The sequence below is a fragment of the Latilactobacillus parafuchuensis genome, from assembly GCF_055271665.1.
Genome location: NZ_CM143875.1, coordinates 450,041 through 472,625, shown reverse-complemented (window position 1 = coordinate 472,625; position 22,585 = coordinate 450,041). Strand labels below are relative to the sequence as shown.

Here is a 22,585-nt window from a genome sequence, read left to right as displayed (position 1 = left end):
AAGGTTTGACTGGTGAAATTGTAAATTAATTGCTTTTCACAAGAAAATTCAGTATGATTTCAATAGCGTACAACGCTAAATTTCACAAGCAAAAAATAAATGGAGGTTCCAAAATGGCTGAAAATAAAATTCCAAGAGCCACAGCGAAACGTTTACCTTTATATTATCGCTATTTGAATTTTTTGAATAATGCAGGCACGGCAAAAATTTCATCTACCGAACTATCTGAAGCAGTTAAAGTGGATAGTGCAACGATTCGTCGCGATTTTTCATATTTCGGGGCGTTAGGTAAACGGGGCTATGGTTATGACGTTGAATCATTATTAAACTTTTTTAAGAAGACTTTAAATCAAGACCGTTTAACGAATGTCGCTTTGATTGGGGTGGGTAATTTAGGCCATGCGCTTTTAAATTATAATTTCCGCCAAACCAATAATATTCGGATCAGCGCCGCTTTTGATGTTAAAGAAGAATTAATCGGCACGATTCAAACGGGTGTACCGGTTTACCCAATGGCCGAAATGGTTCAAGAATTAAAAAACCAACAAATTGAAATCGTAATTTTAACGGTGCCAATTGATGTCGCTCAAAAAGTCACTGACGATTTGGTCGAAGCCGGGATTAAAGGCATCATGAACTTTACACCGATTCGAATTTCAGTACCCAAGGGGATTCGGATTCAAAACGTTGATTTGGCCAAGGAATTACAAACTTTAATTTATTTCTTAGACAATTATAACGACGAAACCAAAACAGAACAATAGTCGCCTTTAAAATAGCGTTTAAACAAGTTATCCAGCATTAGATAGCTTGCTTAGACGCTATTTTTTTTAACGGAATAGATAGGTTAGCGTCACGAGTAGATTCATACCAGCGTGGCTGATGATGGTCGTGTATAGTGAACCAGTCTTGCGGTAGAGCCAGCATAGAAACAAACCAATGGCTGCGTAGATAATCAGATGACCGTCTTGGTGCAGTAAACTAAATAATAAGCTAGAAATTAAAGCAGCCCAAAGCGGGTTAATGGTGCCGGCCAAACCGCCGAAGATGGCACCGCGAAAAACAATTTCTTCCATCACGGGTGCGGCAATCGTGACGGCTAAAATGAGCCACGGTTGTTGGCGCATCGCGGTCATCAACGTAATCGTGTTTAACGAGTTAGCCGAATTCTTAAAAATTAGATGATCCACAATTCCGGCGAGCACTTGGACCAGTAAGGTTAGGAGAATCCCACAAATTCCCCACATAATGCCTTTTTTGAGTGGTAATGGTTGGTGTTCTAATGAATTGATTGGGCGGTGCTGATTGAATAGTAACAACCCAATCGCACCAATCAAGTCAAAGACAGTTGTTAATAAGAAAATTTGCGGTGTTAGCTTGAAAAGTTGCGCACAAGCACTCGGTAAGACGAGCACGATTAAATAAGTTAAAATAATTCTAAAATTTTGTTTGTATAAAGTCATCACGTATCTCCTCAAAGGTTGATGTGACAATAGTTTAGCGTATTAGCACTCGAAATGCAAAGTGCCAGCAAAATACTTGCAATGTTCTGAAAAAATGCTATGATAAAAAATGTAATTAGCACTTGAATTACGAGAGTGCTAAAAAGAAAAAGTGATGGAGGGATTTTAAGTGTTAAAACCATTAGAAGATCGCGTGATTATCGCAGTTAAAGACGAAGAAGAACAAACCGTTGGTGGGATTGTGTTAGCCAGCAATGCGAAACAAAAACCACAAACTGGTAAAGTTGTTGCAGTCGGTGAAGGAACCTTTACTAATGACGGCCAAAGAATACCGTTATCCGTCAAAGTGGATGATGAAGTCCTCTATGATAAATATGCTGGCTCAGAAGTGGACTATGCCGGCGCTTCATATTTAGTTTTACATGCTAAAGATATCATGGCAATTGTTGAATAAATCAAATATAAATCGTTACAAAAATATTTAATGAGGTGAAATAATTATGGCAAAAGAACTTAAATTTTCAGAAGATGCTCGTTCAAAAATGTTAGCGGGTGTTGATCAATTAGCAAATACCGTTAAAACAACTTTAGGACCTAAAGGCCGCAACGTCGTTTTGGAAAAAGCGTACGGTTCACCTGAAATTACCAATGATGGTGTCACAATCGCTAAAGCCATCGAATTGGAAGATCATTTCGAAAATATGGGCGCTAAATTGGTTGCAGAAGTTGCTTCTAAAACCAACGATATCGCTGGTGATGGGACAACTACGGCCACCGTTTTAGCCCAAGCGATTATTCGCGAAGGCATGAAGAACGTGACTGCCGGCGCTAATCCTGTTGGCATCCGTCGTGGGATTGAACTAGCCACTAAAACAGCGGTTAAAAAATTACACGAAATTTCACATCCCGTTGAAAGTAAAGAAGCTATTGCCCAAGTAGCGGCTGTCTCATCTGATAATAAAGAAACTGGACAGTTAATCGCCGATGCCATGGAAAAAGTCGGTAACGACGGTGTCATCACGGTTGAAGAATCAAAAGGGATTGACACTGAATTAAGCGTCGTTGAAGGGATGCAATTCGATCGTGGTTATTTATCACAATATATGGTGACTGATAACGACAAGATGGAAGCCGATCTCGACAACCCATACATCTTAATTACAGATAAGAAGATTTCTAACATTCAAGATGTTTTACCATTATTACAATCAATCGTTCAAGAAGGCAAAGCGCTATTAATCATCGCTGACGATGTTGATGGTGAAGCTTTACCAACCCTTGTTTTGAATAAGATTCGTGGGACGTTCAACGTTGTTGCGGTTAAAGCCCCTGGTTTTGGCGATCGTCGCAAGGAACAACTTGAAGATATCGCAACCTTAACGGGTGCAACGGTTATTACCAGTGATTTAGGCCTTGAATTGAAAGAAACAACTATCGATCAATTAGGGACTGCTGGTAAAGTGACAATTACAAAAGATAATACAACCATCGTTGAAGGTGCTGGCAGCAAATCAGCCATTGCTGAACGGGTTGAAAACATCAAGAAACAAGTCGCTGAAACCACTTCTGATTTTGATCGCGAAAAATTACAAGAACGTTTAGCTAAATTAGCTGGCGGCGTCGCAGTCATCAAAGTTGGGGCTGCTACTGAAACTGAATTGAAAGAACGGAAATACCGGATTGAAGACGCCTTAAACGCAACGCGCGCAGCCGTTGAAGAAGGTTATGTTGCCGGTGGCGGAACGGCTTTAATCGACGTCATGAGCAGTGTTGTAGCCTTAAAAGAAGAAGGCGACGTTCAAACTGGGATTAATATCGTATTACGTTCACTTGAAGAACCTGTTCGTCAAATTGCAACCAACGCAGGCCTTGAAGGTTCAGTGATTGTTGAAAAAGTGAAATCTCAAGACACTGAAATCGGCTATAACGCCGCTAACGGTAATTGGGAAAATATGATTGAAGCCGGAATCTTAGACCCAACTAAGGTCACGCGTTCAGCATTACAAAATGCAGCCAGTGTTGCCGCATTAATGTTAACAACGGAAGCAGTCGTGGCTGACAAACCAGAAGACCACCCAGCAGCACCAGCCGGTGGCATGGACCCATCAGCAATGGGCGGAATGATGTAGAGTGCTGACTCAGCCGTTTAGCTTCTGAGTATAGCCTAAAATAAAAGCTTATGGCCTGAACTTTGGTCATAAGCTTTTATTTGTAGCTAGACGGAAGAAGTTGGCTGAGGAGGTACGTTTTAAAGCCGAGCATTAGCACCCACGGCAACTTCTGAGTATAACTTAGGAAATAAGGTGGTGACGATTTTAGTCACCACCTTATTTTTATGATCAAACGAAAAATATGAATCATTTTAACGTATATCATAAGTGAGGGACAATGAGTCGTAAACCCTATTAATTATTTAAATATTGAGTATAATGAACGTGGGGAGTGATATTAGAATGATTAAAAAAATAATGAGCGGCATGGTGACACTATTGATGATGGGCCTATTTTTAAGTGGTCATTCTGAGGTAGTTAATGCAACACCAGTTGAGACGCAAGTCGCAATCAAGACGGCGCAGACTGGTTTATCTAAGCTCAATAATAATATTAGTAATTTAACGGTGACCGCCGAGCAATTGAAAACACAAATGGCGGCCAAACAAACGCAAATAACAGCAACTCAAGCGACATTGGATCAAACGAATACCGCTTATGAGAAACAAGTTAAGTTAATCGAAGGCAACTTACAACAACTGCAAGCCAAAGACAGTAGTTTTAATATAGCGATGCTAGACAGTTTATTAGACAGTCGCAACCTTGGCGACTTGTTCCAAAAAGGCGCGATTATGGATCGGTTAATGAACGCCAAAGTTTCAAACGCAACGGAAACAGAAGACCTTGCTAAGCAGGTCACGAAACAGAAACAAACCTTAGAAAGTCAACAAACCAAACTAAATGAACTAGCAAAAACCAACACCGAGACTTTGAAAACGTTGAATCAACAAAAAAAGGCGGCTAATACGCAACTTAAGCAATTGCAGGCAAAGTATAAGACAGAGTTAGCGGCTCAAGCTGCTGCGGCTAAGGCGGCCAGTAAAGTGGGTTTAGCGGCTGCTACTGGTAATCCGGCAATTAGCAATAACGTAATTGTCAAAACCACTCTGAAATATATTGGCGTTCCTTACGTTTGGGGTGGGACATCACCGAAAGGTTTTGACTGTTCGGGGTTGGTGCAATACGTCTTTGCCCAAAATGGACAGCAACTACCACGGACCTCACAAGAACAAAGTAAATTGGGGAAAAATGTTGCTTTGAAAGATTTAAAGCCGACCGATTTACTCTTTTGGGGTGGTGTCGGGACTGCCCACCATGTTGCGATTTATATCGGTAATGGTTACTTTATTCAAGCGCCCCAACCGGGGGATCACGTTCGCGTGACTAAGTTAACGGATTACGCACCAGATTTTGCACGACGGCTATAAGATGAGAATCCACTAAGAGCGATTAGTTCGATTGTAAATTTTGGTAGTAATTTGAAAATAATTGTAGTAGAATACCTTGTGTTTGATTAATCGGCTATTATTATTTTTTTAGAACAATTTATTTTCAAAAGTCACCGTGTGAAATGGTAACATGCGATTATCACACGAGGGCTTTTTATGTTAAGAAATATGACTTAGAGGAGCTAGTTTGTTATGCAACAGTTAAAACGTTTTTTTATCGGGAAACCGCTAAAAACTTCAGATGAAGGTGATCAAAAATTAGGGCGATTCAAGGCTCTGGCTTTATTATCTTCAGACGCTTTATCATCCGTCGCCTACGGACCAGAACAAATTGTGGTGGTTTTAACGACCTTATCGGCGGCCGCAATTTGGTATTCGATTCCAATTGCTGCGTTTGTGTTAATTTTACTTTTAGCGTTAACGTTATCGTATCGTCAAGTGATCCACGCTTATCCAGGTGGCGGTGGTGCGTACGTCGTTTCTAGTGAAAACTTAGGTAAAAATGCCGGGTTGATTGCCGGTGGCTCACTATTGGTCGATTATATGTTGACCGTGGCGGTTAGTATCTCAGCGGGGGCCGAAGCAATTACATCGGCGATTCCACCATTGTACGGGCATCAAGTCGGCATTTCGCTGGTGATTGTCATTATTTTAATGGCGATGAACTTACGAGGTATGCGCGAATCAGCGTCCTTCTTGATGGTGCCGGTCTACTTATTCGTTGTCATGATGACGATTATGGTGATTGTCGGCTGTTATAAAATCTTTTCAGGTGCGATTCCGTTCCACGCTGCGTCAACGGTTGGGGCGGTTGTTCCCGGGATTTCGATGGCGTTAATCTTTAGAGCCTTTTCATCAGGTTCGTCATCATTAACCGGGGTTGAAGCGATTAGTAACGCCGTACCATTCTTTAAAAAACCACGGGCAGTCAATGCCGCAGCAACGTTGGGCATCATGGCCGCAATCTTAGGTTTCTTCTTTGCCGGGATTACGTTCTTAAACTATTGGTACGGGATTGTCCCAATGGCGAGAGTAACGGTGCTTTCACAAGTGGCCTTACAGACTTTCGGTAAAGGGTTCTTCTATTACATCGTTCAATTTGCGACGGCCTTTATTTTGGCAGTGGCAGCCAACACCGGCTTTTCCGCCTTTCCAGTGTTAGCTTATAATTTAGCAAAAGATAAATATATGCCACATATGTACATGGATCGTGGTGATCGTTTAGGTTATTCTAACGGGATTATCACGTTGGCCATCGGGTCAATGGCGTTGATTTTCATCTTTAACGGTGACACCTCACGCTTGATTCCACTGTACGCGGTCGGGGTCTTCTTGCCATTTACCTTGTCACAAGCGGGCATGTTGCGTAAATGGTGGTCAGAACGACCAAAACATTGGTTCAGCAAGTCAATTGCGAACTTCGTTGGGGCGTTAATTTCATTTGTGATTTTAATTATTCTCTTCGTCTACCGGTTACCTGATATCTGGCCATTCTTCATCATCATGCCAATCATGTTACTGATTTTCTATAAGATTCATGATCACTATAAAAAAGTGGCCGTCCAATTACGGGTCAGCGCCAAAGAAGCTGAACTGCATGATTACGATGGTTCAACCGTGATTGTGTTAGTCAGCAACGTGACGCAAGTGACACGGGGTGCGTTGGATTATGCACAATCAATCGGGGATTACGTGATTGCAATGCACGGTTTCGACGGATGAAAATCCGACTAAAGAACGGGAAACGCAAGTTGAATTTAAAGCTGACTTCCCGAACGTCCGCTTTGTCGATGTCCATTCATCTTACCGGTCAATCCAAAAACCAATTGTGCGGTTCGTTGATATCGTCAGCAAAAATGCCCAAAAACGTAATTTTACAACAACGGTGTTGGTGCCTCAATTTGTGCCGAAGAAACCTTGGCAAAACATTTTGCATAACCAATCAAGTTTACGTTTGAGAAACGCATTTGCGAGTCGCGAAAACATTATTATTGCGACTTACAGTTATCATTTAAAACATTAAAAGCTGTGACAGAACTCGGTTATTAATTGAGTGCCTACACCCACGGGTTGATTCTGAGCATTAGCCTAGTTTCGTAAATAAGTCCGATTTATAGGCTTGGTTACGAAACGTCGCTAAGCACAGAAATCAGTAGGTGTTGGCACGTTATAATTTAAGTGCTAAACTCAGCCGATTAGATTCTGAGTATAGCCTAGAATTGCGAGTTATGACTGGGTTTAGTTATAACTTGCGATTCGTAGCTAGACGGAAGAAGTTGGCTGAGAAGCACGTTATCAATTGAGTATCAAGTTGAAAATGCTGGTTATCCCGAACTAAGGATAACCAGCATTTTTGATTTGAACGGAAATTGATGAGTTCCGGTGCGCGTCAAATAAAAATGGTTATTTAATTTAAGAACAGCATGATTGACAGCTTATTTTTTGAATGGCGACAAAACTTTTTATTCGCGTTAAAAATTGCTACAATAGAAGCTAACGAAGTTTGAAGACAGATTAAAGGGGCGCAACATGCGAATTTTATTTATTGGGGACACAGTTGGTGCAATGGGCCAAAAGATGATTAACGATTATTTGCCATTATTGAAACAAGAATATAAACCACAAGTCACGATTATCAATGGTGAAAATATTGCCGATGGGAAAGGGATGACCCAAAAGGATTATAAGAATCTATTACAAGCTGGTGCTGATGCGATTACGATGGGTAATCATACTTGGAATAAACGTGATATTCTAGATTTCATCGATGATGCTAAGAAATTAGTGCGACCAGCGAATTTTCCTAAAGGGACACCCGGCCAAGGGATGACGATGATTAAAGTCAACCAAGCGAAACTCGCCGTTATTAATTTGCAAGGTCGCGCTTTGATGAATGAATTACTCGAAGATCCGTTCAGTATGTTGGATGAAATGGTGGCCGAAGTCAGCAAAGAGACCGATTGTATTTTTGTTGATTTCCATGCGGAAACTACGAGTGAAAAATTAGCGTTAGCTTGGTATTTAGATGGTCGCATTTCGGCGTTAGTCGGCACACATACGCACGTTCAAACCAACGATGCGCGTGTTTTACCAGAAGGCACAGCTGTCTTAACCGATGCCGGGATGACGGGTCCCTATAACGGGATTTTAGGCGTTAAACGCGAAAAGATTATCAATCGCTTTATGACGCAACGACCAGAACGGTTTGAACTCGTCACAGAAGGGCCAGGTCAATTAAACGGTTGTCTGATTGAAATTGATGATCAAACCGGCCGGGCTAAATCAATCAAACCGATTCAAATCTCCCCAGATCATCCGTTTGGCAATCGCTTTTAAGGAGCTCAGTCATGACAGAAGAAAAAATGTTAGCACTAGAACCCGCAATTGTCGCTGAATTAGACCGTTTGACAACGCTGATTCAGGCCAATCAAACGGTGCAACGGTTTCAAGCCATTGAACAGACGGTTAAGCAACATCCTGAAATTGCGCAGTTGCAAACCGATATTGAAGCCGCTCAAAAAGAGGCTGTCCAAGCTGTCCATTATAATAAGCCCAACGCTGCACGGGTTGATAATCAAGTAGCAGATCAGTTAAACCAGCAGTTGGCGGATAATCCACTCGTGCAAGAATACCGAGCGGCGTTATACGAAGCCAATGCGACGTTGGAATATATGACGACTTATTTACAATCACAAATTGATGGTTTAGACGAGTAAAGGGGATTTTGAAACATGCCACAAAAAACAAAATCAACGCCAATGATGGCGCAATATCAAAAAGTGAAGGATCAATATCCGGATGCCTTTTTATTTTATCGTCTAGGCGATTTTTACGAATTATTCAATGAAGATGCGTTAAAGCCTCGCAATTGTTAGAATTAACGTTAACGGCCCGTAATAAAAGTGCTGAAGACCCGATTCCGATGTGTGGCGTCCCGCACCATGCCGCGCAGAATTACATCGATATCTTAGTCGATCAAGGGTACAAAGTCGCCATTTGTGAACAGATGGAAGACCCGAAGACCGCTAAAGGGATGGTTAAACGCGAAGTCATCCAACTGGTGACACCAGGGACCATGATGGACGAAAAAGCGGGGCATTCGAAACAGAATAACTACTTAACCGCCGTGGTTGCCGAACAAGGCCAATACGGTTTTGCGTACACTGATTTATCGACTGGTGAAATTAAGGTCAGTTTAATCGATAGTTTGGATTTGTTATTAAACGAAATGTTGAGTTTGCAAACTAAGGAAGTCGTTTTAAACCAATCAATGCCAACCGAAGTCGTCCAAGCGTTTGTCCAACAACAAATTTTGGTTTCTTATCAAGGCGACACTAACGATACGGCTGAGATTAGCTTTGTCTCGCAAAACATTGCACAACCACTCGAATTGGCGGTCATCAAGCAATTAGTGGGTTATTTAGCGGCGACGCAAAAACGGCATTTAGGCCATTTACAACGGGCACAGGAATATGAACTCTCTCAATATTTGAAATTAGATCATTCGGCAAAGATGAATCTCGAATTGACGGCTTCTTTACGTACCGGGCACAAGAGCGGCACTTTATTGTGGTTATTGGATGAAACCAAAACCGCAATGGGTGGTCGGTTATTAAAACAGTGGTTGGAACGGCCCTTATTGGATGCAAAAGCGATTCAAAATCGGCAAAATCAAGTCGCTAATTTTTTAAACCACTATTTCGAACGAACTAATCTACAAGATAGTTTAACCAAGGTTTATGATTTAGAACGACTAGCGGGACGCGTGGCTTTTGGGAGTGTTAACGGGCGCGATTTGATTCAATTGAAGACTTCTCTCGAACAGATTCCAACGATTAAAGCGACGTTAGCGACGATTAATGACGATCATGCTTTCGACCAAGTCTTAACGCAACTCGATCCGGTCGATGATGTCCGTCAATTGATTGAAACGGCCATCATGCCGGAACCGCCGATTTCGATTACTGACGGTGGCTTGATTCAAAACGGCTACAATCAAACGCTAGATGATTATCGCGACGCCATGTCTAACGGTAAGCAATGGCTGGCGCAACTCGAAGCCAAAGAACGGGAAGCAACCGGTATTCATACCTTGAAGATCGGCTTTAACCGAGTTTTCGGTTATTACATCGAAGTCACGCGCGCTAATTTAGCGGCGTTGCCAGAAGGGCGCTATGAACGGAAACAAACGTTAGCCAACGCCGAACGGTTTATTACGCCAGAATTAAAGGCTAAAGAACAATTAATTCTTGAAGCGGAAGAACGGTCAACTGCGTTGGAATACGAATTGTTTACGCAAGTCCGCGAACAAGTTAAAACGCAAATTGAACGTCTGCAAAAATTGGCCAAAGGTGTTGCAGCCTTGGACGTCCTACAGAGTTTCGCGGTGGTCAGTGAAAACTACCATTATGTTCAGCCCACTTTTAAAACGGACAATCGTGAAATAGATTTGGTCGAAGGTCGGCATCCGGTCGTTGAAAAGGTATTGGGTCGCCAGAAGTACATCCCGAATGATGTTCAAATGGGGTTAGGCACCGATATTCTGTTGATTACGGGCCCCAATATGTCTGGTAAAAGTACTTATATGCGCCAATTAGCGTTGACGGTGATTATGGCGCAGATGGGTTGTTTTGTTCCCGCCAAATCAGCGAACTTACCAATTTTTGATCAAATTTTTACGCGAATTGGTGCAGCTGACGATTTAATTTCAGGTCAAAGTACGTTCATGGTCGAAATGATGGAAGCCAACCGCGCGATTATGAGTGCGACGCCGAACAGTTTAATTCTATTTGATGAGATTGGGCGAGGAACCGCCACTTATGATGGGATGGCTTTAGCACAAGCGATTATTGAACACATTCACGATCACGTGCACGCTAAAACTTTATTTTCGACCCATTATCACGAATTGACTGCGCTGGCAGACACGCTAGCCGCTTTGAAGAATGTTCACGTTGGGGCGGTTGAAGAAAACGGTGAATTGGTCTTCTTACACAAAATGTTAGCCGGACCAGCCGATAAATCATACGGGATTCACGTCGCTAAATTAGCGGGGATGCCTGATGATTTATTGAAACGCGCGGATTTAATATTGGGCCAACTGGAACAAAAACCAACCGTGACGATTACGTCACCGACTGCGGTTGAACCGATGCCAGTTGAAACAGAGACGCCTGGAATTGCTGAAGTCGACGAACAAATGGCGTTATTCGAACCGGAAACGGTGACGGTCAAAACAGACCCAGTCGCTGAAAAACTAAAAGCCGAAATCAAAGAGTTCGACCTCATGAGCGCCACCCCACTAGAAGCCCTAAATCAATTATATAAATGGCAAAAAGAAATTAAATGAGTGCTGATTAAGCCGGGAGTCGCTGAGTATAGCCTAAAATCGAGAATTATGGCCGGACTCAGCCATAATTTTTGATTTGTAGCTAGACGGAGGCGGCTGGCTTAGAAGCACGTTAAAGATAGAAGTGCTGATTGAGTTGGTCAGGCTTTGAGGATTAACGGTAGAAAATTAATTATGGTTGGGTTTATAACCATGATTGAGTTTTTATTGTTAACCGGAAAAGGCTACTCAAGAAGCACGTTAAGAATAGAAGTGTTAACTAAGCCGGGTATTCGTTGTCTATCGAATCAAAAAGGAGGACCTGTTGATGGCCAAAATTCATGAACTATCCGAAATATTAAGTAATCAAATTGCCGCTGGTGAAGTGATTGAACGGCCAGCATCGGTCGTCAAAGAATTGGCCGAAAATGCGATTGATGCCAATAGTACTCAGATTGACGTGGTGATTGAACAAGCTGGCTTGCAGTTAATTCAAGTCATCGATAATGGTGACGGGATTGAACCGGAAGACGTCCCGACGGCGTTTAAACGGCATGCGACTAGTAAGATTGCAACGCGTCAAGATTTGTTTAAAATTCAATCACTCGGTTTTCGGGGTGAAGCGTTAGCCAGTATTGCTTCCGTTTCTGATTTAACGATTGAAACGGCTACGGCGGATTCGCTAGGAACGTTTGCTCATTTCAAAGGTGGCGTCTTAGAGAGTCAAAAGACGAACCCGATTCGACCGGGGACAGCGGTAACTGTCCGCGATTTATTTTTTAATACACCAGCACGCTTGAAATACATTAAGACCTTTCAAACTGAATTAGCCAACGTGATTGATATTGTCAATCGCTTGGCGATGAGTCATCCGCAAATTGCGTTTACGTTAACCAACGATGACCATCTATTATTAAAAACGGCCGGCAATAACGATTTACAACAAACGATTGCTGGCATTTACGGTGTTTCAATGGCTAAAAAATTGTTGCCCATCAGTGATCATGATTTAGATTTTAAATTGACGGGTTATGTCTCATTACCTGAATTAACGCGTGCCACCCGCAATTATTTATCAATCCTGATTAACGGGCGCTACATTAAGAATTACCAATTAAATAAAGCGATTATTAAAGGGTATGGTTCGAAATTAATGGTGGGCCGGTATCCCGTCGCGGTCTTAAATATTAAGATGGATCCGTTGTTAATCGACGTCAACGTTCATCCGACTAAGCAGGAAGTCCGGTTAAGTAAAGAACCGGCTTTGATGACCTTGATTGAACGTGCGATTCGCAAACGATTGAGTACCGAAAATTTGATTCCAGATGCGGTCAAGAATCTGAAACAAACGTCAACGGTGGATATCGATCAACTACAATTAAATCTCAACCAAGCCTCTAAAACGCGGCTACCGGTTGATCCGACTGAAAAAACAGTTGAGACAGAGACCGCGACTGCCGCTGAAATTGCGGAAACTGCCGTCGCTTTACCGGTCACCGATAAACTAGCGAATAGTCAGCTGCCGATTTTTGAACATCCGGCGCAATTAGCTGATTGGGATCAGAAGTATACGACTGAAGCGGTTGGGACTCCGTTTGGAGATGACCCCACAACTGAGACCACAACGGCTGATTTACCCCGTTTTCCGACACTACGATTCATTGGGCAACTGCATGATACGTTCCTGTTAGCGGAAGGCGAAGACGGTTTTTACATTGTTGACCAACACGCAGCGCAAGAACGGATTAAATATGAATATTACCGTGAAGCAATCGGTCAAGTCAGCTCGGACGCCCAGAATTTATTGGTGCCCTTAGTGTTGGAATACCCGAATAGTGACGCGGTTAAGATCCAGGCTAAAGCTGATTTATTAGCGCAGGTCGGAATTCAGTTAGAATCGTTCGGTCAGAATAGTTTTGTAGTCCATAGTCATCCGACTTGGATTGAAGTGGGTCAAGAAGAAGTCACGATTCGCAATATGATTGATGATCTTTTAAAAGACGGCCAGATTAAGATTGCTCAGTTCCGTGAAAAAACAGCAATCATGATGAGCTGTAAACAAGCGATTAAAGCGCACCATCATCTAGATGCTGCGCAAGCCAAAGCGTTATTGGTTGATTTGGCGCAAGCTGAAAATCCGTTTAACTGTCCGCATGGCCGTCCAGTTTTAATTCACTACACGCAAAAAGATTTAGAAAAAATGTTTAAACGCATTCAAGAACCACATCATAGTTGGGAGGGTGAATAATGTTCATCTTAGCATCGCAATCACCAAGACGAAAAGCATTATTGAAACAAATTGTGCCAGAATTTATCACGATTCCGGCTCAAATTAATGAACGCGAAACACCGTTTACTAAACCCCCCGACTACGTGCAAACACTAGCACGGCGTAAAGGGGAACAAGTCGCGGCTCAAAATCCAACGGCCACGGTTTTAAGTGCCGATACGGTGGTTAGTTTTCAAGAGACGATTTACGGTAAACCCCAAGATCGCCAAGATGCAGCCGCCGTTTTACGACAACTAAGTGGACAGACGCACCAAGCTTATACGGGTGTTTGGTTAACGAAGGGTGGTCAGGTACAACAAACAGTGGTGAAGACCGATGTCACTTTTTGGTCGTTAAGCGATCAGATGATTGAAACCTATTTAGACCAGAATGAGTATCAGGATAAAGCTGGCGCGTACGGGATTCAAGGAGCCGGTAACTTATTAGTTGAAAAAATTAACGGCGATTTTTACAATGTTGTCGGCTTACCAATTAGTACGATTGCTAGAATGTTGTAGGGGGGATGAACCAATGGTCAATGTGGCAGTTTATTGTGGGGCCAGCATGGGGAACAAACCAATCTATGCTGAAGCAGCCAAAGCGTTAGGGACTTGGTTAGTCCAACGAGGCGACCGGTTAATCTATGGTGGTGGTCAGGTTGGGCTAATGGGCACGATTGCCGATACTGTCTTGCAACAAGGCGGGCAAGTGACCGGCATTATGCCGGCCTTTTTGAATCAACGTGAATTGATGCATACGGGGTTAACCGAAACGCTAATTGTGGCCGATATGGCGACGCGCAAGCATCGCATGATTGAACTTGCCGAGGTGTTTATCGCGTTGCCAGGTGGTCCGGGAACGTTAGAAGAAATGAGCGAAGTGATTTCGTGGGCGCGAATTGGGCAACAAGATGGGCCGTGTATCTTCTATAACGTGGCCGGCTATTACGATTTATTGCAACAATTTTTGGCCAAGATGGTCAGTGAGGGCTTTTTAACCCAAGTTGATTTTGACAAGTATTTATTTACCACGGATTTGACCGAGATGGCGACCTTCATCACGGGGTATCAGCCACCAAAAATTCGCCAATACTAAACCGGTAATTGAGTGCAACACCGGCGCGCTTTTGTGTTACAATTTAAAAAGCAAATATACGTTCTCATAAAGTAGGTAAAAGTATGTATGAATATTTAAAAGGGCTCGTGACGGCCGTCAATCCGTATTACGTGGTCTTGGAGGTTCAAGGCGTCGGGTATCAATTACAGGTCGCCAATCCTTATCGGTACACTGAATCCAACGATGAAATTGTGCAAATCTATGTCTACCAAGCCGTGCGCGATACGGATATCACGCTATTTGGTTTCTATGATTTAGATGAAAAGCAGATTTTTCAAAAGCTAATCAGTGTGTCTGGTATTGGGCCCAAGAGTGGCTTAGCGATTTTAGCCAACAGTGATCATTCTGGTTTGATTCAAGCCATCATGAATGACGACATTAGTTATTTAACGAAGTTCCCAGGCGTGGGTAAGAAGACGGCGCAACAAATTGTTCTTGATTTAAAAAATAAATTAGGCGATTTGGAACAAACCGAGAAATTAACCGGGCAAACCGTGATTGATTTAGGGGTACCAGGTGCTTCACCTGAATTAACCGATGCACTAGAAGCGTTAACGGCGCTCGGTTATTCGGCCCGCGAAGTTAAAAGTATCACTAAAATATTGACGGATTTCAGTGCGCAAACGACTGATCAGTATTTACGTGAAGGGTTACGGTTATTGATGAAAAAATAAAGGAGGACTTTAAATGGCAGAAGAACGAATTGTTTCCGCTGAGAATACTGATTTTGCGGAAGCAAGTATTGAAAAAACGTTGCGGCCACAAGTCCTCGCGCAATACATCGGTCAAGACCGGGTTAAAAATGAATTAACGGTTTATATTGCGGCCGCCAAAAAACGGGAAGAGTCACTGGATCATGTGTTGCTATATGGGCCACCAGGTCTGGGTAAAACAACTTTAGCGATGGTGATTGCCAATGAATTACAAGTCCAAATTCGCACGACCAGTGGGCCCGCAATTGAACGCCCCGGTGATTTAGTGGCCATTTTGAATGAGTTACAACCGGGTGATGTCTTATTTATTGATGAAATTCACCGCTTACCTAAAATTGTGGAAGAATTATTGTATTCTGCGATGGAAGATTTCTACATCGATATCATCGTTGGCCAAGGACCAACGGCGCACCCGGTTCATTTTCCGTTGCCACCGTTTACGTTGATTGGCGCAACAACCCGCGCGGGCTTATTGTCCGCGCCATTGCGTGATCGGTTTGGGATTGTCGAACACATGGCCTATTACGAGGAAGCAGATTTAGTCGACATCGTTGAACGGTCGGCTGGTGTCTTTAACATGGCGATTGTCCCGGACGGCGCGTTAGAAATTGCCCGCCGTTCTCGGGGAACGCCGCGGATTGCCAATCGGTTGTTAAAACGGATTCGAGATTACGCGCAAGTCGCTAATCAAGCAGCGATTGATCAAGCGATTGCTGATCATGCGCTAAAACAATTGCAGATTGATATCCGGGGTCTTGATAGTATTGATCGTAAGATTTTGAAAATGATGATTGACTACTATCAGGGTGGTCCAGTCGGGTTAAAAACCATTGCGGCCAATATCGGTGAAGAAATTGAAACCGTTGAAGAAGTTTATGAACCTTATCTGTTACAAATTGGTTTTTTAAAACGAACACCGCGTGGCCGGGTGGTCACATTGGCCGCCTACACGCATTTAGGTTTACCTTATCCAGAAAATTAGAAAGAAGGCTCCCCATGGTTTCTACAGAAGATTTTGATTATGTATTACCCGAAGAATTAATTGCCCAAACACCGATGACTGAACGGGCCGCATCACGTATGTTAGTGATGGACAGTAAAACTGGCGCGTTAGAAGATAAAGTTTTCTACGATGTGATTGATGAATTAAATCCTGGCGATGCCGTTGTAATGAACAACACCCGCGTCTTGCCTGCCCGGTTATACGGCGTTAAACCCGATACCGGTGGTCATGAAGAAGTATTGTTGTTAAATAACACGCATGACGATGAATGGGAAGTCTTGATGAAACCCGCTAAGCGGGCCAAAGTCGGGACTGAAGTTGTATTTGGCGACGGTCAATTGAAAGCCGTTGTAACGAAAGAATTAGAACATGGTGGCCGGATGATTGAATTCCAATATGATGGGATTTTCATGCAAATTCTTGAAGAATTAGGCGAAATGCCATTGCCACCTTACATCAAAGAAAAATTAGATGATCCAGAAATGTACCAAACAGTCTACGCTAAAGAACCCGGTTCAGCAGCGGCACCAACTGCTGGGTTTCATTGGACGGAAGAATTATTACAAAAAGTCCAAGACAAAGGGATTAAATTAGTTTATTTAACCTTGCACGTTGGCCTGGGCACGTTTAGACCCGTTTCTGAAGACAATGTTGAAGATCACAAAATGCACAGTGAATTCTACCGATTAACCGAAGAAGCCGCTGCGACGTTAAATGAAGTTCATCAAAATGGTGGCCGGGTGATTGCGACTGGGACGACCAGTATTCGGACCCTTGAAACGATTGCGACGAAGTTTAATGGTGAATTAAAAGCGGATAGTGGTTGGACGGAAATCTTTATTAAACCCGGTTATCAATGGAAAGTGGTTGATGGTTTCATCACGAACTTCCATTTACCAAAATCAACTTTAGTGATGTTAGTGGCTTCCTTTACCGGTCGTGAACATATTTTAAATGCTTATAAACATGCGGTCGACGAAAAGTATCGGTTCTTTAGCTTTGGCGATGCGATGTTTATCAAGTAATTGCCTTTTGGGGAGGACGTTCAATGTATTTACGAAAAGCGCATTTTAACGATTTACCCGCAATACTAGCGATTATTGAAGAGGCTAGAGCCACTTTAAAGCAGCATGATATCAATCAATGGCAAGCCACCGAACCGAGTCAGAGCCAATTTGAAAATGAAATTCGACAAGAACTATGTGTTGTTTTAATCGTTGACGGACAAGTCGTGGGGGTCGCGTCAATTGTTGAAACTGAAGATGCTGGCTATGAAGCCATCACTAACGGTCAGTGGCAGACGGTGGACTCACCCTATTATTCAATTCATCGGGTGGCGTTAACCAGTCGATTACACGGCCAGCATTTGGCCAGTCAATTCATGACATTGTTAATCACTGCGGCTAGCCTACGTGGCGCTAAGGACCTCAGAATTGATACGCATCCGGACAACTTAACGATGCAACACGTGATTCAAAAGGCTGGGTTTACGTATTGCGGGGACATTCTGATTGCGAATGATCCTTCCCCTAAACGGTACGCTTATCAGGTGATATTAAAATAGATTAAAAGTATTTATCTCAAATTTTTGAGATAAATACTTTTTTTTTACAAAAAAATAAAACCCTATTAAATCAGCCACCATTGTAAAGTTAAGGGCCTAAATGTGAGAATGATAACATTTAGGCTGTTAAAATCCCCCTGAAAGCGCTTTAAACACGTTGTATAGTTGGTCTTGTAAACAAAGGAGGTTTTTTTGAATGACAAGTCCAATTCATGTAAATTCCGAAATCGGGAAATTAAAAACGGTGCTACTAAAGCGTCCAGGTAAAGAAGTTGAAAATATTACGCCTGATATTATGTACCGGTTATTATTCGATGATATTCCTTATTTGCCAACAATCCAAAAGGAACACGATGCTTTTGCACAAGCTTTGCGCGATAACGGTGTCGAAGTCCTCTATTTAGAAAATCTAGCAGCAGAAGCAATTGATGCTGGAGAGGTTAAAGAGGCTTTCTTAGATCAAATGTTAGCTGAATCAAATATTAAATCAGACCAAGTTAGAACGGCACTCAAAGAATATTTGATTAGCATGGCAACGTTAGACATGGTTGAAAAAATCATGGCCGGCGTCCGCACGAACGAAATTGATGTTCAATCACGAGCGTTAATCGATATCAGTGCGGATGATGAATATCCATTCTATATGGATCCAATGCCTAACCTATATTTCACACGTGATCCAGCAGCTTCAATGGGCGACGGCTTAACCATTAATAAAATGACTTTCGAAGCCCGTCAACGTGAATCAATGTTCATGGAAGTGATTATGCAACACCATCCTCGCTTTGCCAATCAAGGCGCACAAGTTTGGCGTGACCGTAATCAACAAGATCGACTAGAAGGTGGCGACGAATTAATCCTGAGCGATAAGGTATTAGCTATCGGGATTTCACAACGGACATCAGCCCAATCAATCGAAGAATTAGCCGTAGAATTATTTGCTAAACATAGCGGCTTTGAAAAAGTTTTAGCGATTAAGATTCCACATAACCACGCGATGATGCATTTAGATACGGTCTTCACGATGATTGATTATGATAAATTTACCATTCATCCCGGTATTCAAGGCCAAGGCGGCATGGTTGATACTTACATCGTAGAACCAGATGGCCATCAAGGTGTTAAGATGACCCACCAAACTGATTTAGAAAAAGTATTAAGAGAAGCATTAGATGTCCCTGAATTAGCAATGATTCCATGTGGGGGCGGCGATGCAATTGTGGCACCACGTGAACAATGGAACGACGGTTCAAATACATTGGCAATCGCACCAGGTGTGGTGATTACTTATGATCGCAACTATGTATCAAATGAAAATTTACGGAGTTATGGCATTAAAGTGATTGAAGTGCCTTCAAGTGAATTATCACGCGGTCGTGGGGGTCCACGTTGTATGAGTATGCCACTCGTAAGAGAAGATTTGAAAAAATAATAAGTGAGGTTGATTGAGATGACAAATAGCGTATTCCAAGGTAGAAGTTTATTAGCAGAAAAGGACTTTACAAGAGAAGAACTCGAATATTTAATTGATTTTTCATTACATTTAAAGGATTTAAAGAAAAAAGGGATTCCGCATCACTATTTAGAAGGTAAAAACATTGCCTTACTTTTCGAAAAGAATTCAACGCGGACACGTTCTGCATTTACAACGGCCGCTGTTGATTTAGGCGCTCACCCTGAATTCTTAGGCAAAAATGATATTCAATTAGGTAAAAAAGAATCTGTTGAAGATACTGGTAAAGTATTGGGCAGCATGTTCGATGCGATTGAATTCCGCGGGTTCAGCCAAAAAGTGGTTGAAGATTTAGCAAAATATTCAGGCGTACCCGTTTGGAACGGTTTAACAGATGAATGGCATCCAACGCAAATGATTGCCGACTTCATGACAGTTAAAGAAAACTTCGGTAAATTAGCTGGCGTCACTTTGACTTATGTCGGTGATGGTCGCAATAACATGGCGAATAGTTTGTTAGTGACCGGCTCAATGTTAGGCGTTAACATCCATATCGTTGCACCTGATTCATTACAACCTACTCAAGAAGTTCGTGACTTAGCAGCAGGTTATGCGAAAGAAACGGGTAGCCAAAACTTGATCACTTCAGACGTTGCCACTGGTGTTAAAGGATCCGATGTTTTATACACCGATGTTTGGGTATCAATGGGTGAAGAAGACAAGTTTGAAGAACGTGTTAATTTGTTGAAACCATATCAAATTAACATGAACATGATTCAACAAACTGGTAATGAAGACATGATTATCATGCATTGTTTACCAGCATTCCACGATATCGAAACTGAATTTGGCAAGAAGATTTACGACCAATTCGGCATGACTGAAATGGAAATTACGGATGATGCTTTCAGAAGTTCACATGCGCGCCAATTTGAAGAAGCTGAAAATCGGATGCATTCGATTAAAGCTATTATGGCAGCAACTTTAGGCAATCTATTTATTCCGCACGCTTAATCAAGTTGTCAAAAGAGGCCAGCAAGCAAAACATTGTTTTGCCCTGGCCTCTTTTTAATTAAAATGAAGGTAGGTTACATCATGACAAAACGTAAAATCGTCGTTGCATTGGGTGGTAATGCCATTCTTTCAAGCGATGCTTCAGCAGCAGCTCAAATCAAAGCCGTTAAAGAAACGGTTCAACAATTAGTCGCTTTTGTACAACAAGGTGATCAATTGATTATTTCACACGGCAACGGTCCCCAAGTCGGCAACTTGTTAATCCAACAAGCGGCTAGCGATTCAAAACAAACACCAGCGATGCCCCTTGATACGACGGGTGCGATGTCACAAGGTGAAATTGGCTATTGGATGCAAAATGCCTTTAATGAAGTCTTAGCGGAAGCGGGCCTTGATTTAGACGTTGCGACGATTGTGACACAAACGATTGTCGACGCACAAGATCCTGCGTTCAAAACGCCGACTAAACCAATCGGACCATTCTACGCACAAGCTGAAGTTCAACAACAACAAGCTAATAATCCAGAAGCGCAGTTTGTCGAAGATGCTGGTCGCGGCTGGCGGCGAGTGGTGCCATCACCTAAACCAATCGGCATTCAAGAAGCCAATGTGATTAAGAAAATGGTTGAAGCTAACGTGATTACAATTTCAGCTGGTGGCGGTGGGGTCCCAGTTGTCAAGGAAGGTCATCGATTACGTGGGGTTGAAGCCGTCATTGATAAAGACTTCGCTTCTGAAAAATTGGCAGAATTAGTTGATGCCGATATGCTCATTATTTTAACGGCCGTTGATAATGTCTATGTGAATTTCAATCAACCCGATCAAAAGAAATTGACCAACGTGACAACGGCAGAATTAGAACAGTATATTGCAGATGATCAATTTGCTAAAGGGAGTATGTTGCCTAAGATTCAAGCAGCCGTTGAATACGTGAACCAACGTCCGGATAGTAAAGCGGTCATCACGTCATTAGCGAACGTTAAAAACTTGTTGGCGAACGATGCTGGCACAATCATCACAAAATAGAGGTGATTTCAATTGGATATTGCAAATTTTGGTGTTGAAGAATGGCTCAATGTGTATGAGACACAAGCTAAAACAGATATTGCACAGAGTACAATTGCTTCTTTAAGCATGACCGAATTGATGGCCTTTTCAGCTGATCAAGGCCAGGACTTTTATCAAACGCTTAATCAACAAAAAATGAATTACGGTGCCATCGAGGGCTCAGCGGCTTTCAAACAAGCAGTTAGCCAACTATATCAGAACGTCTCAAGTGAGCAGGTACTGCAGACTAATGGCGCAACAGGGGCCAATTTATTGGCCTTGTACGCTTTGGTGAAACCTGATGATCATGTGATTACCATGTTTCCGACGTATCAACAACTGTACGAGATTCCTAAATCACTGGGCGCGGAAGTTTCCTATTGGCATTTAGATAGCACGAATCAATGGTTGCCATCAATTACAGCATTAGAAGCGTTGATTCGCCCTAATACGAAATTAATTTGTTTGAATAACGCCAATAACCCAACCGGGACCGTCATCTCAACTGAATTAATGCAGGCAATCGTAGCCGTTGCTGAATCTGTAGGGGCTTACGTGTTGGTCGATGAAGTTTATCTACCGCTAGACGAGACTGTCGATGTCACTTCGATTGTCGATTTGTACGATCGTGGGATTGCGACAAATAGCTTATCTAAAACGTATTCGATTCCAGGGATTCGGGTTGGTTGGATTGTTGCCAATGAGACGTTGACTAATCTATTTCGAAAGTACCGTGATTATACAATGATTTGTTCGGGTGTCTTTAGCGATCAATTGGCGGTATACGCGTTTGAACATCGTGACCAAATTTTAGCGCGCAATCGACAAATCGTTCAACGGAATTTAACGATTTTAGAACAATGGGCTGCAACAGAACCCTTGGTGGATGTGGTCTTACCGCAATCCGTTTCGACATCGTTTATTCATTTTAAAAAAATTCAGGATGATGAAGCATTTTGTCAATTCTTGTTAACTGAATACGGTGTGCTACTGGTACCAGGCAGTCGGTTTGAAATGCCCGGCTATGCCCGCCTAGGTTACTGTGCACCAGAATCCATCTTACGAACGGGCTTAACCGAACTATCTAAAGCATTGCATGCTTATTGAGATAGTCG

General features: G+C 42.5%; 18 protein-coding genes and 2 pseudogenes. 19 read left to right on the top strand and 1 reads right to left on the bottom strand.

Annotation, left to right across the window (positions count from 1 at the left end; genetic code table 11):
* Positions 1–113: 113 nt before the first annotated feature.
* Complete coding sequence (locus ACVPPQ_RS02640; protein ID WP_463495521.1) at positions 114–764, top strand: redox-sensing transcriptional repressor Rex; 651 nt, start codon at positions 114–116, stop codon at positions 762–764.
* Between the two features lie 66 nt (positions 765–830).
* On the opposite strand, the gene ACVPPQ_RS02635 is transcribed toward ACVPPQ_RS02640, so the two are convergent.
* On the bottom strand, positions 831–1,463 hold the full coding sequence (locus tag ACVPPQ_RS02635; RefSeq protein ID WP_463495519.1) for a lysostaphin resistance A-like protein: 633 nt from the start codon (positions 1,461–1,463) through the stop codon (positions 831–833).
* A 169-nt stretch (positions 1,464–1,632) separates the two neighbouring features.
* Here ACVPPQ_RS02635 and groES point away from each other — a divergent pair, with 169 nt between their 5' ends.
* The 18 genes and pseudogenes from groES to ACVPPQ_RS02545 all read left to right on the top strand — a co-directional run bounded on the left by groES (position 1,633) and on the right by ACVPPQ_RS02545 (position 22,577).
* Positions 1,633–1,917, top strand: a complete 285-nt coding sequence (groES, locus tag ACVPPQ_RS02630; RefSeq protein WP_463495517.1) for a co-chaperone GroES — start codon at positions 1,633–1,635, stop codon at positions 1,915–1,917.
* A 46-nt stretch (positions 1,918–1,963) separates the two neighbouring features.
* Positions 1,964–3,592, top strand: a complete 1,629-nt coding sequence (groL, locus tag ACVPPQ_RS02625) for a chaperonin GroEL (protein ID WP_463495515.1) — start codon at positions 1,964–1,966, stop codon at positions 3,590–3,592.
* A gap of 324 nt (positions 3,593–3,916) precedes the next feature.
* Entirely contained in the window at positions 3,917–4,942 is a 1,026-nt protein-coding gene (locus ACVPPQ_RS02620; protein ID WP_463495513.1) for a C40 family peptidase, read from the top strand.
* Positions 4,943–5,155: 213 nt separating this feature from the next.
* A pseudogene (locus tag ACVPPQ_RS02615) lies at positions 5,156–6,986 on the top strand (APC family permease).
* 506 nt (positions 6,987–7,492) lie between these two features.
* Positions 7,493–8,299, top strand: coding sequence for a TIGR00282 family metallophosphoesterase (locus tag ACVPPQ_RS02610; RefSeq protein WP_254680516.1), 807 nt, complete (start codon positions 7,493–7,495; stop codon positions 8,297–8,299).
* Positions 8,300–8,310: 11 nt separating this feature from the next.
* Entirely contained in the window at positions 8,311–8,679 is a 369-nt protein-coding gene (locus ACVPPQ_RS02605) for a YlbF family regulator (RefSeq protein WP_082603736.1), read from the top strand.
* A gap of 15 nt (positions 8,680–8,694) precedes the next feature.
* Positions 8,695–11,312 (top strand): annotated as a pseudogene (gene mutS / locus ACVPPQ_RS02600) (DNA mismatch repair protein MutS).
* Positions 11,313–11,619: 307 nt separating this feature from the next.
* Entirely contained in the window at positions 11,620–13,539 is a 1,920-nt protein-coding gene (gene mutL, locus ACVPPQ_RS02595; protein ID WP_463495511.1) for a DNA mismatch repair endonuclease MutL, read from the top strand.
* Positions 13,539–14,078, top strand: a complete 540-nt coding sequence (locus tag ACVPPQ_RS02590) for a Maf family protein (protein ID WP_463495509.1) — start codon at positions 13,539–13,541, stop codon at positions 14,076–14,078. The genes mutL and ACVPPQ_RS02590 overlap by 1 nt, the downstream gene beginning before the upstream one ends.
* Before the next feature lie 13 nt (positions 14,079–14,091).
* Entirely contained in the window at positions 14,092–14,655 is a 564-nt protein-coding gene (locus tag ACVPPQ_RS02585) for an LOG family protein (protein WP_463495508.1), read from the top strand.
* 83 nt (positions 14,656–14,738) lie between these two features.
* Positions 14,739–15,350: a Holliday junction branch migration protein RuvA gene (gene ruvA, locus ACVPPQ_RS02580; protein WP_056950774.1), complete on the top strand. Its 612-nt coding sequence runs from the start codon at positions 14,739–14,741 to the stop codon at positions 15,348–15,350.
* 13 nt (positions 15,351–15,363) lie between these two features.
* A complete protein-coding gene (gene ruvB / locus ACVPPQ_RS02575; protein WP_463495506.1) occupies positions 15,364–16,371 on the top strand; it encodes a Holliday junction branch migration DNA helicase RuvB in 1,008 nt (335 codons plus the stop codon).
* Between the two features lie 14 nt (positions 16,372–16,385).
* The gene (gene queA / locus ACVPPQ_RS02570; protein WP_056950779.1) at positions 16,386–17,417 is read left to right on the top strand and encodes a tRNA preQ1(34) S-adenosylmethionine ribosyltransferase-isomerase QueA; all 1,032 of its coding nucleotides are present in this window, start codon (positions 16,386–16,388) and stop codon (positions 17,415–17,417) included.
* A 23-nt stretch (positions 17,418–17,440) separates the two neighbouring features.
* Positions 17,441–17,956, top strand: coding sequence for an N-acetyltransferase family protein (locus ACVPPQ_RS02565; protein ID WP_463495504.1), 516 nt, complete (start codon positions 17,441–17,443; stop codon positions 17,954–17,956).
* Positions 17,957–18,152: 196 nt separating this feature from the next.
* On the top strand, positions 18,153–19,388 hold the full coding sequence (gene arcA, locus ACVPPQ_RS02560; RefSeq protein WP_463495502.1) for an arginine deiminase: 1,236 nt from the start codon (positions 18,153–18,155) through the stop codon (positions 19,386–19,388).
* An 18-nt stretch (positions 19,389–19,406) separates the two neighbouring features.
* On the top strand, positions 19,407–20,423 hold the full coding sequence (gene argF / locus ACVPPQ_RS02555) for an ornithine carbamoyltransferase (RefSeq protein WP_463495501.1): 1,017 nt from the start codon (positions 19,407–19,409) through the stop codon (positions 20,421–20,423).
* 81 nt (positions 20,424–20,504) lie between these two features.
* A complete protein-coding gene (gene arcC, locus ACVPPQ_RS02550) occupies positions 20,505–21,449 on the top strand; it encodes a carbamate kinase (protein ID WP_463495499.1) in 945 nt (314 codons plus the stop codon).
* 12 nt (positions 21,450–21,461) lie between these two features.
* Complete coding sequence (locus tag ACVPPQ_RS02545) at positions 21,462–22,577, top strand: aminotransferase (RefSeq protein WP_463495497.1); 1,116 nt, start codon at positions 21,462–21,464, stop codon at positions 22,575–22,577.
* Positions 22,578–22,585: the final 8 nt, after the last annotated feature.

What these genes read in the sequence shown, in the direction of transcription:
- ACVPPQ_RS02585 (WP_463495508.1), top strand. Translation starts at nt 14,092, where the DNA reads ATGGTCAATGTGGCAGTTTATTGTGGGGCCAGCATGGGGAACAAACCA.
- groL (WP_463495515.1), top strand. Translation starts at nt 1,964, where the DNA reads ATGGCAAAAGAACTTAAATTTTCAGAAGATGCTCGTTCAAAAATGTTA.
- ruvA (WP_056950774.1), top strand. Translation starts at nt 14,739, where the DNA reads ATGTATGAATATTTAAAAGGGCTCGTGACGGCCGTCAATCCGTATTAC.
- queA (WP_056950779.1), top strand. Translation starts at nt 16,386, where the DNA reads ATGGTTTCTACAGAAGATTTTGATTATGTATTACCCGAAGAATTAATT.
- ACVPPQ_RS02640 (WP_463495521.1), top strand. Translation starts at nt 114, where the DNA reads ATGGCTGAAAATAAAATTCCAAGAGCCACAGCGAAACGTTTACCTTTA.
- arcC (WP_463495499.1), top strand. Translation starts at nt 20,505, where the DNA reads ATGACAAAACGTAAAATCGTCGTTGCATTGGGTGGTAATGCCATTCTT.
- ACVPPQ_RS02620 (WP_463495513.1), top strand. Translation starts at nt 3,917, where the DNA reads ATGATTAAAAAAATAATGAGCGGCATGGTGACACTATTGATGATGGGC.
- ACVPPQ_RS02590 (WP_463495509.1), top strand. Translation starts at nt 13,539, where the DNA reads ATGTTCATCTTAGCATCGCAATCACCAAGACGAAAAGCATTATTGAAA.
- ACVPPQ_RS02605 (WP_082603736.1), top strand. Translation starts at nt 8,311, where the DNA reads ATGACAGAAGAAAAAATGTTAGCACTAGAACCCGCAATTGTCGCTGAA.
- argF (WP_463495501.1), top strand. Translation starts at nt 19,407, where the DNA reads ATGACAAATAGCGTATTCCAAGGTAGAAGTTTATTAGCAGAAAAGGAC.
- arcA (WP_463495502.1), top strand. Translation starts at nt 18,153, where the DNA reads ATGACAAGTCCAATTCATGTAAATTCCGAAATCGGGAAATTAAAAACG.
- ruvB (WP_463495506.1), top strand. Translation starts at nt 15,364, where the DNA reads ATGGCAGAAGAACGAATTGTTTCCGCTGAGAATACTGATTTTGCGGAA.
- ACVPPQ_RS02610 (WP_254680516.1), top strand. Translation starts at nt 7,493, where the DNA reads ATGCGAATTTTATTTATTGGGGACACAGTTGGTGCAATGGGCCAAAAG.
- ACVPPQ_RS02635 (WP_463495519.1), bottom strand. Translation starts at nt 1,463, where the DNA reads ATGACTTTATACAAACAAAATTTTAGAATTATTTTAACTTATTTAATC.
- ACVPPQ_RS02565 (WP_463495504.1), top strand. Translation starts at nt 17,441, where the DNA reads ATGTATTTACGAAAAGCGCATTTTAACGATTTACCCGCAATACTAGCG.
- mutL (WP_463495511.1), top strand. Translation starts at nt 11,620, where the DNA reads ATGGCCAAAATTCATGAACTATCCGAAATATTAAGTAATCAAATTGCC.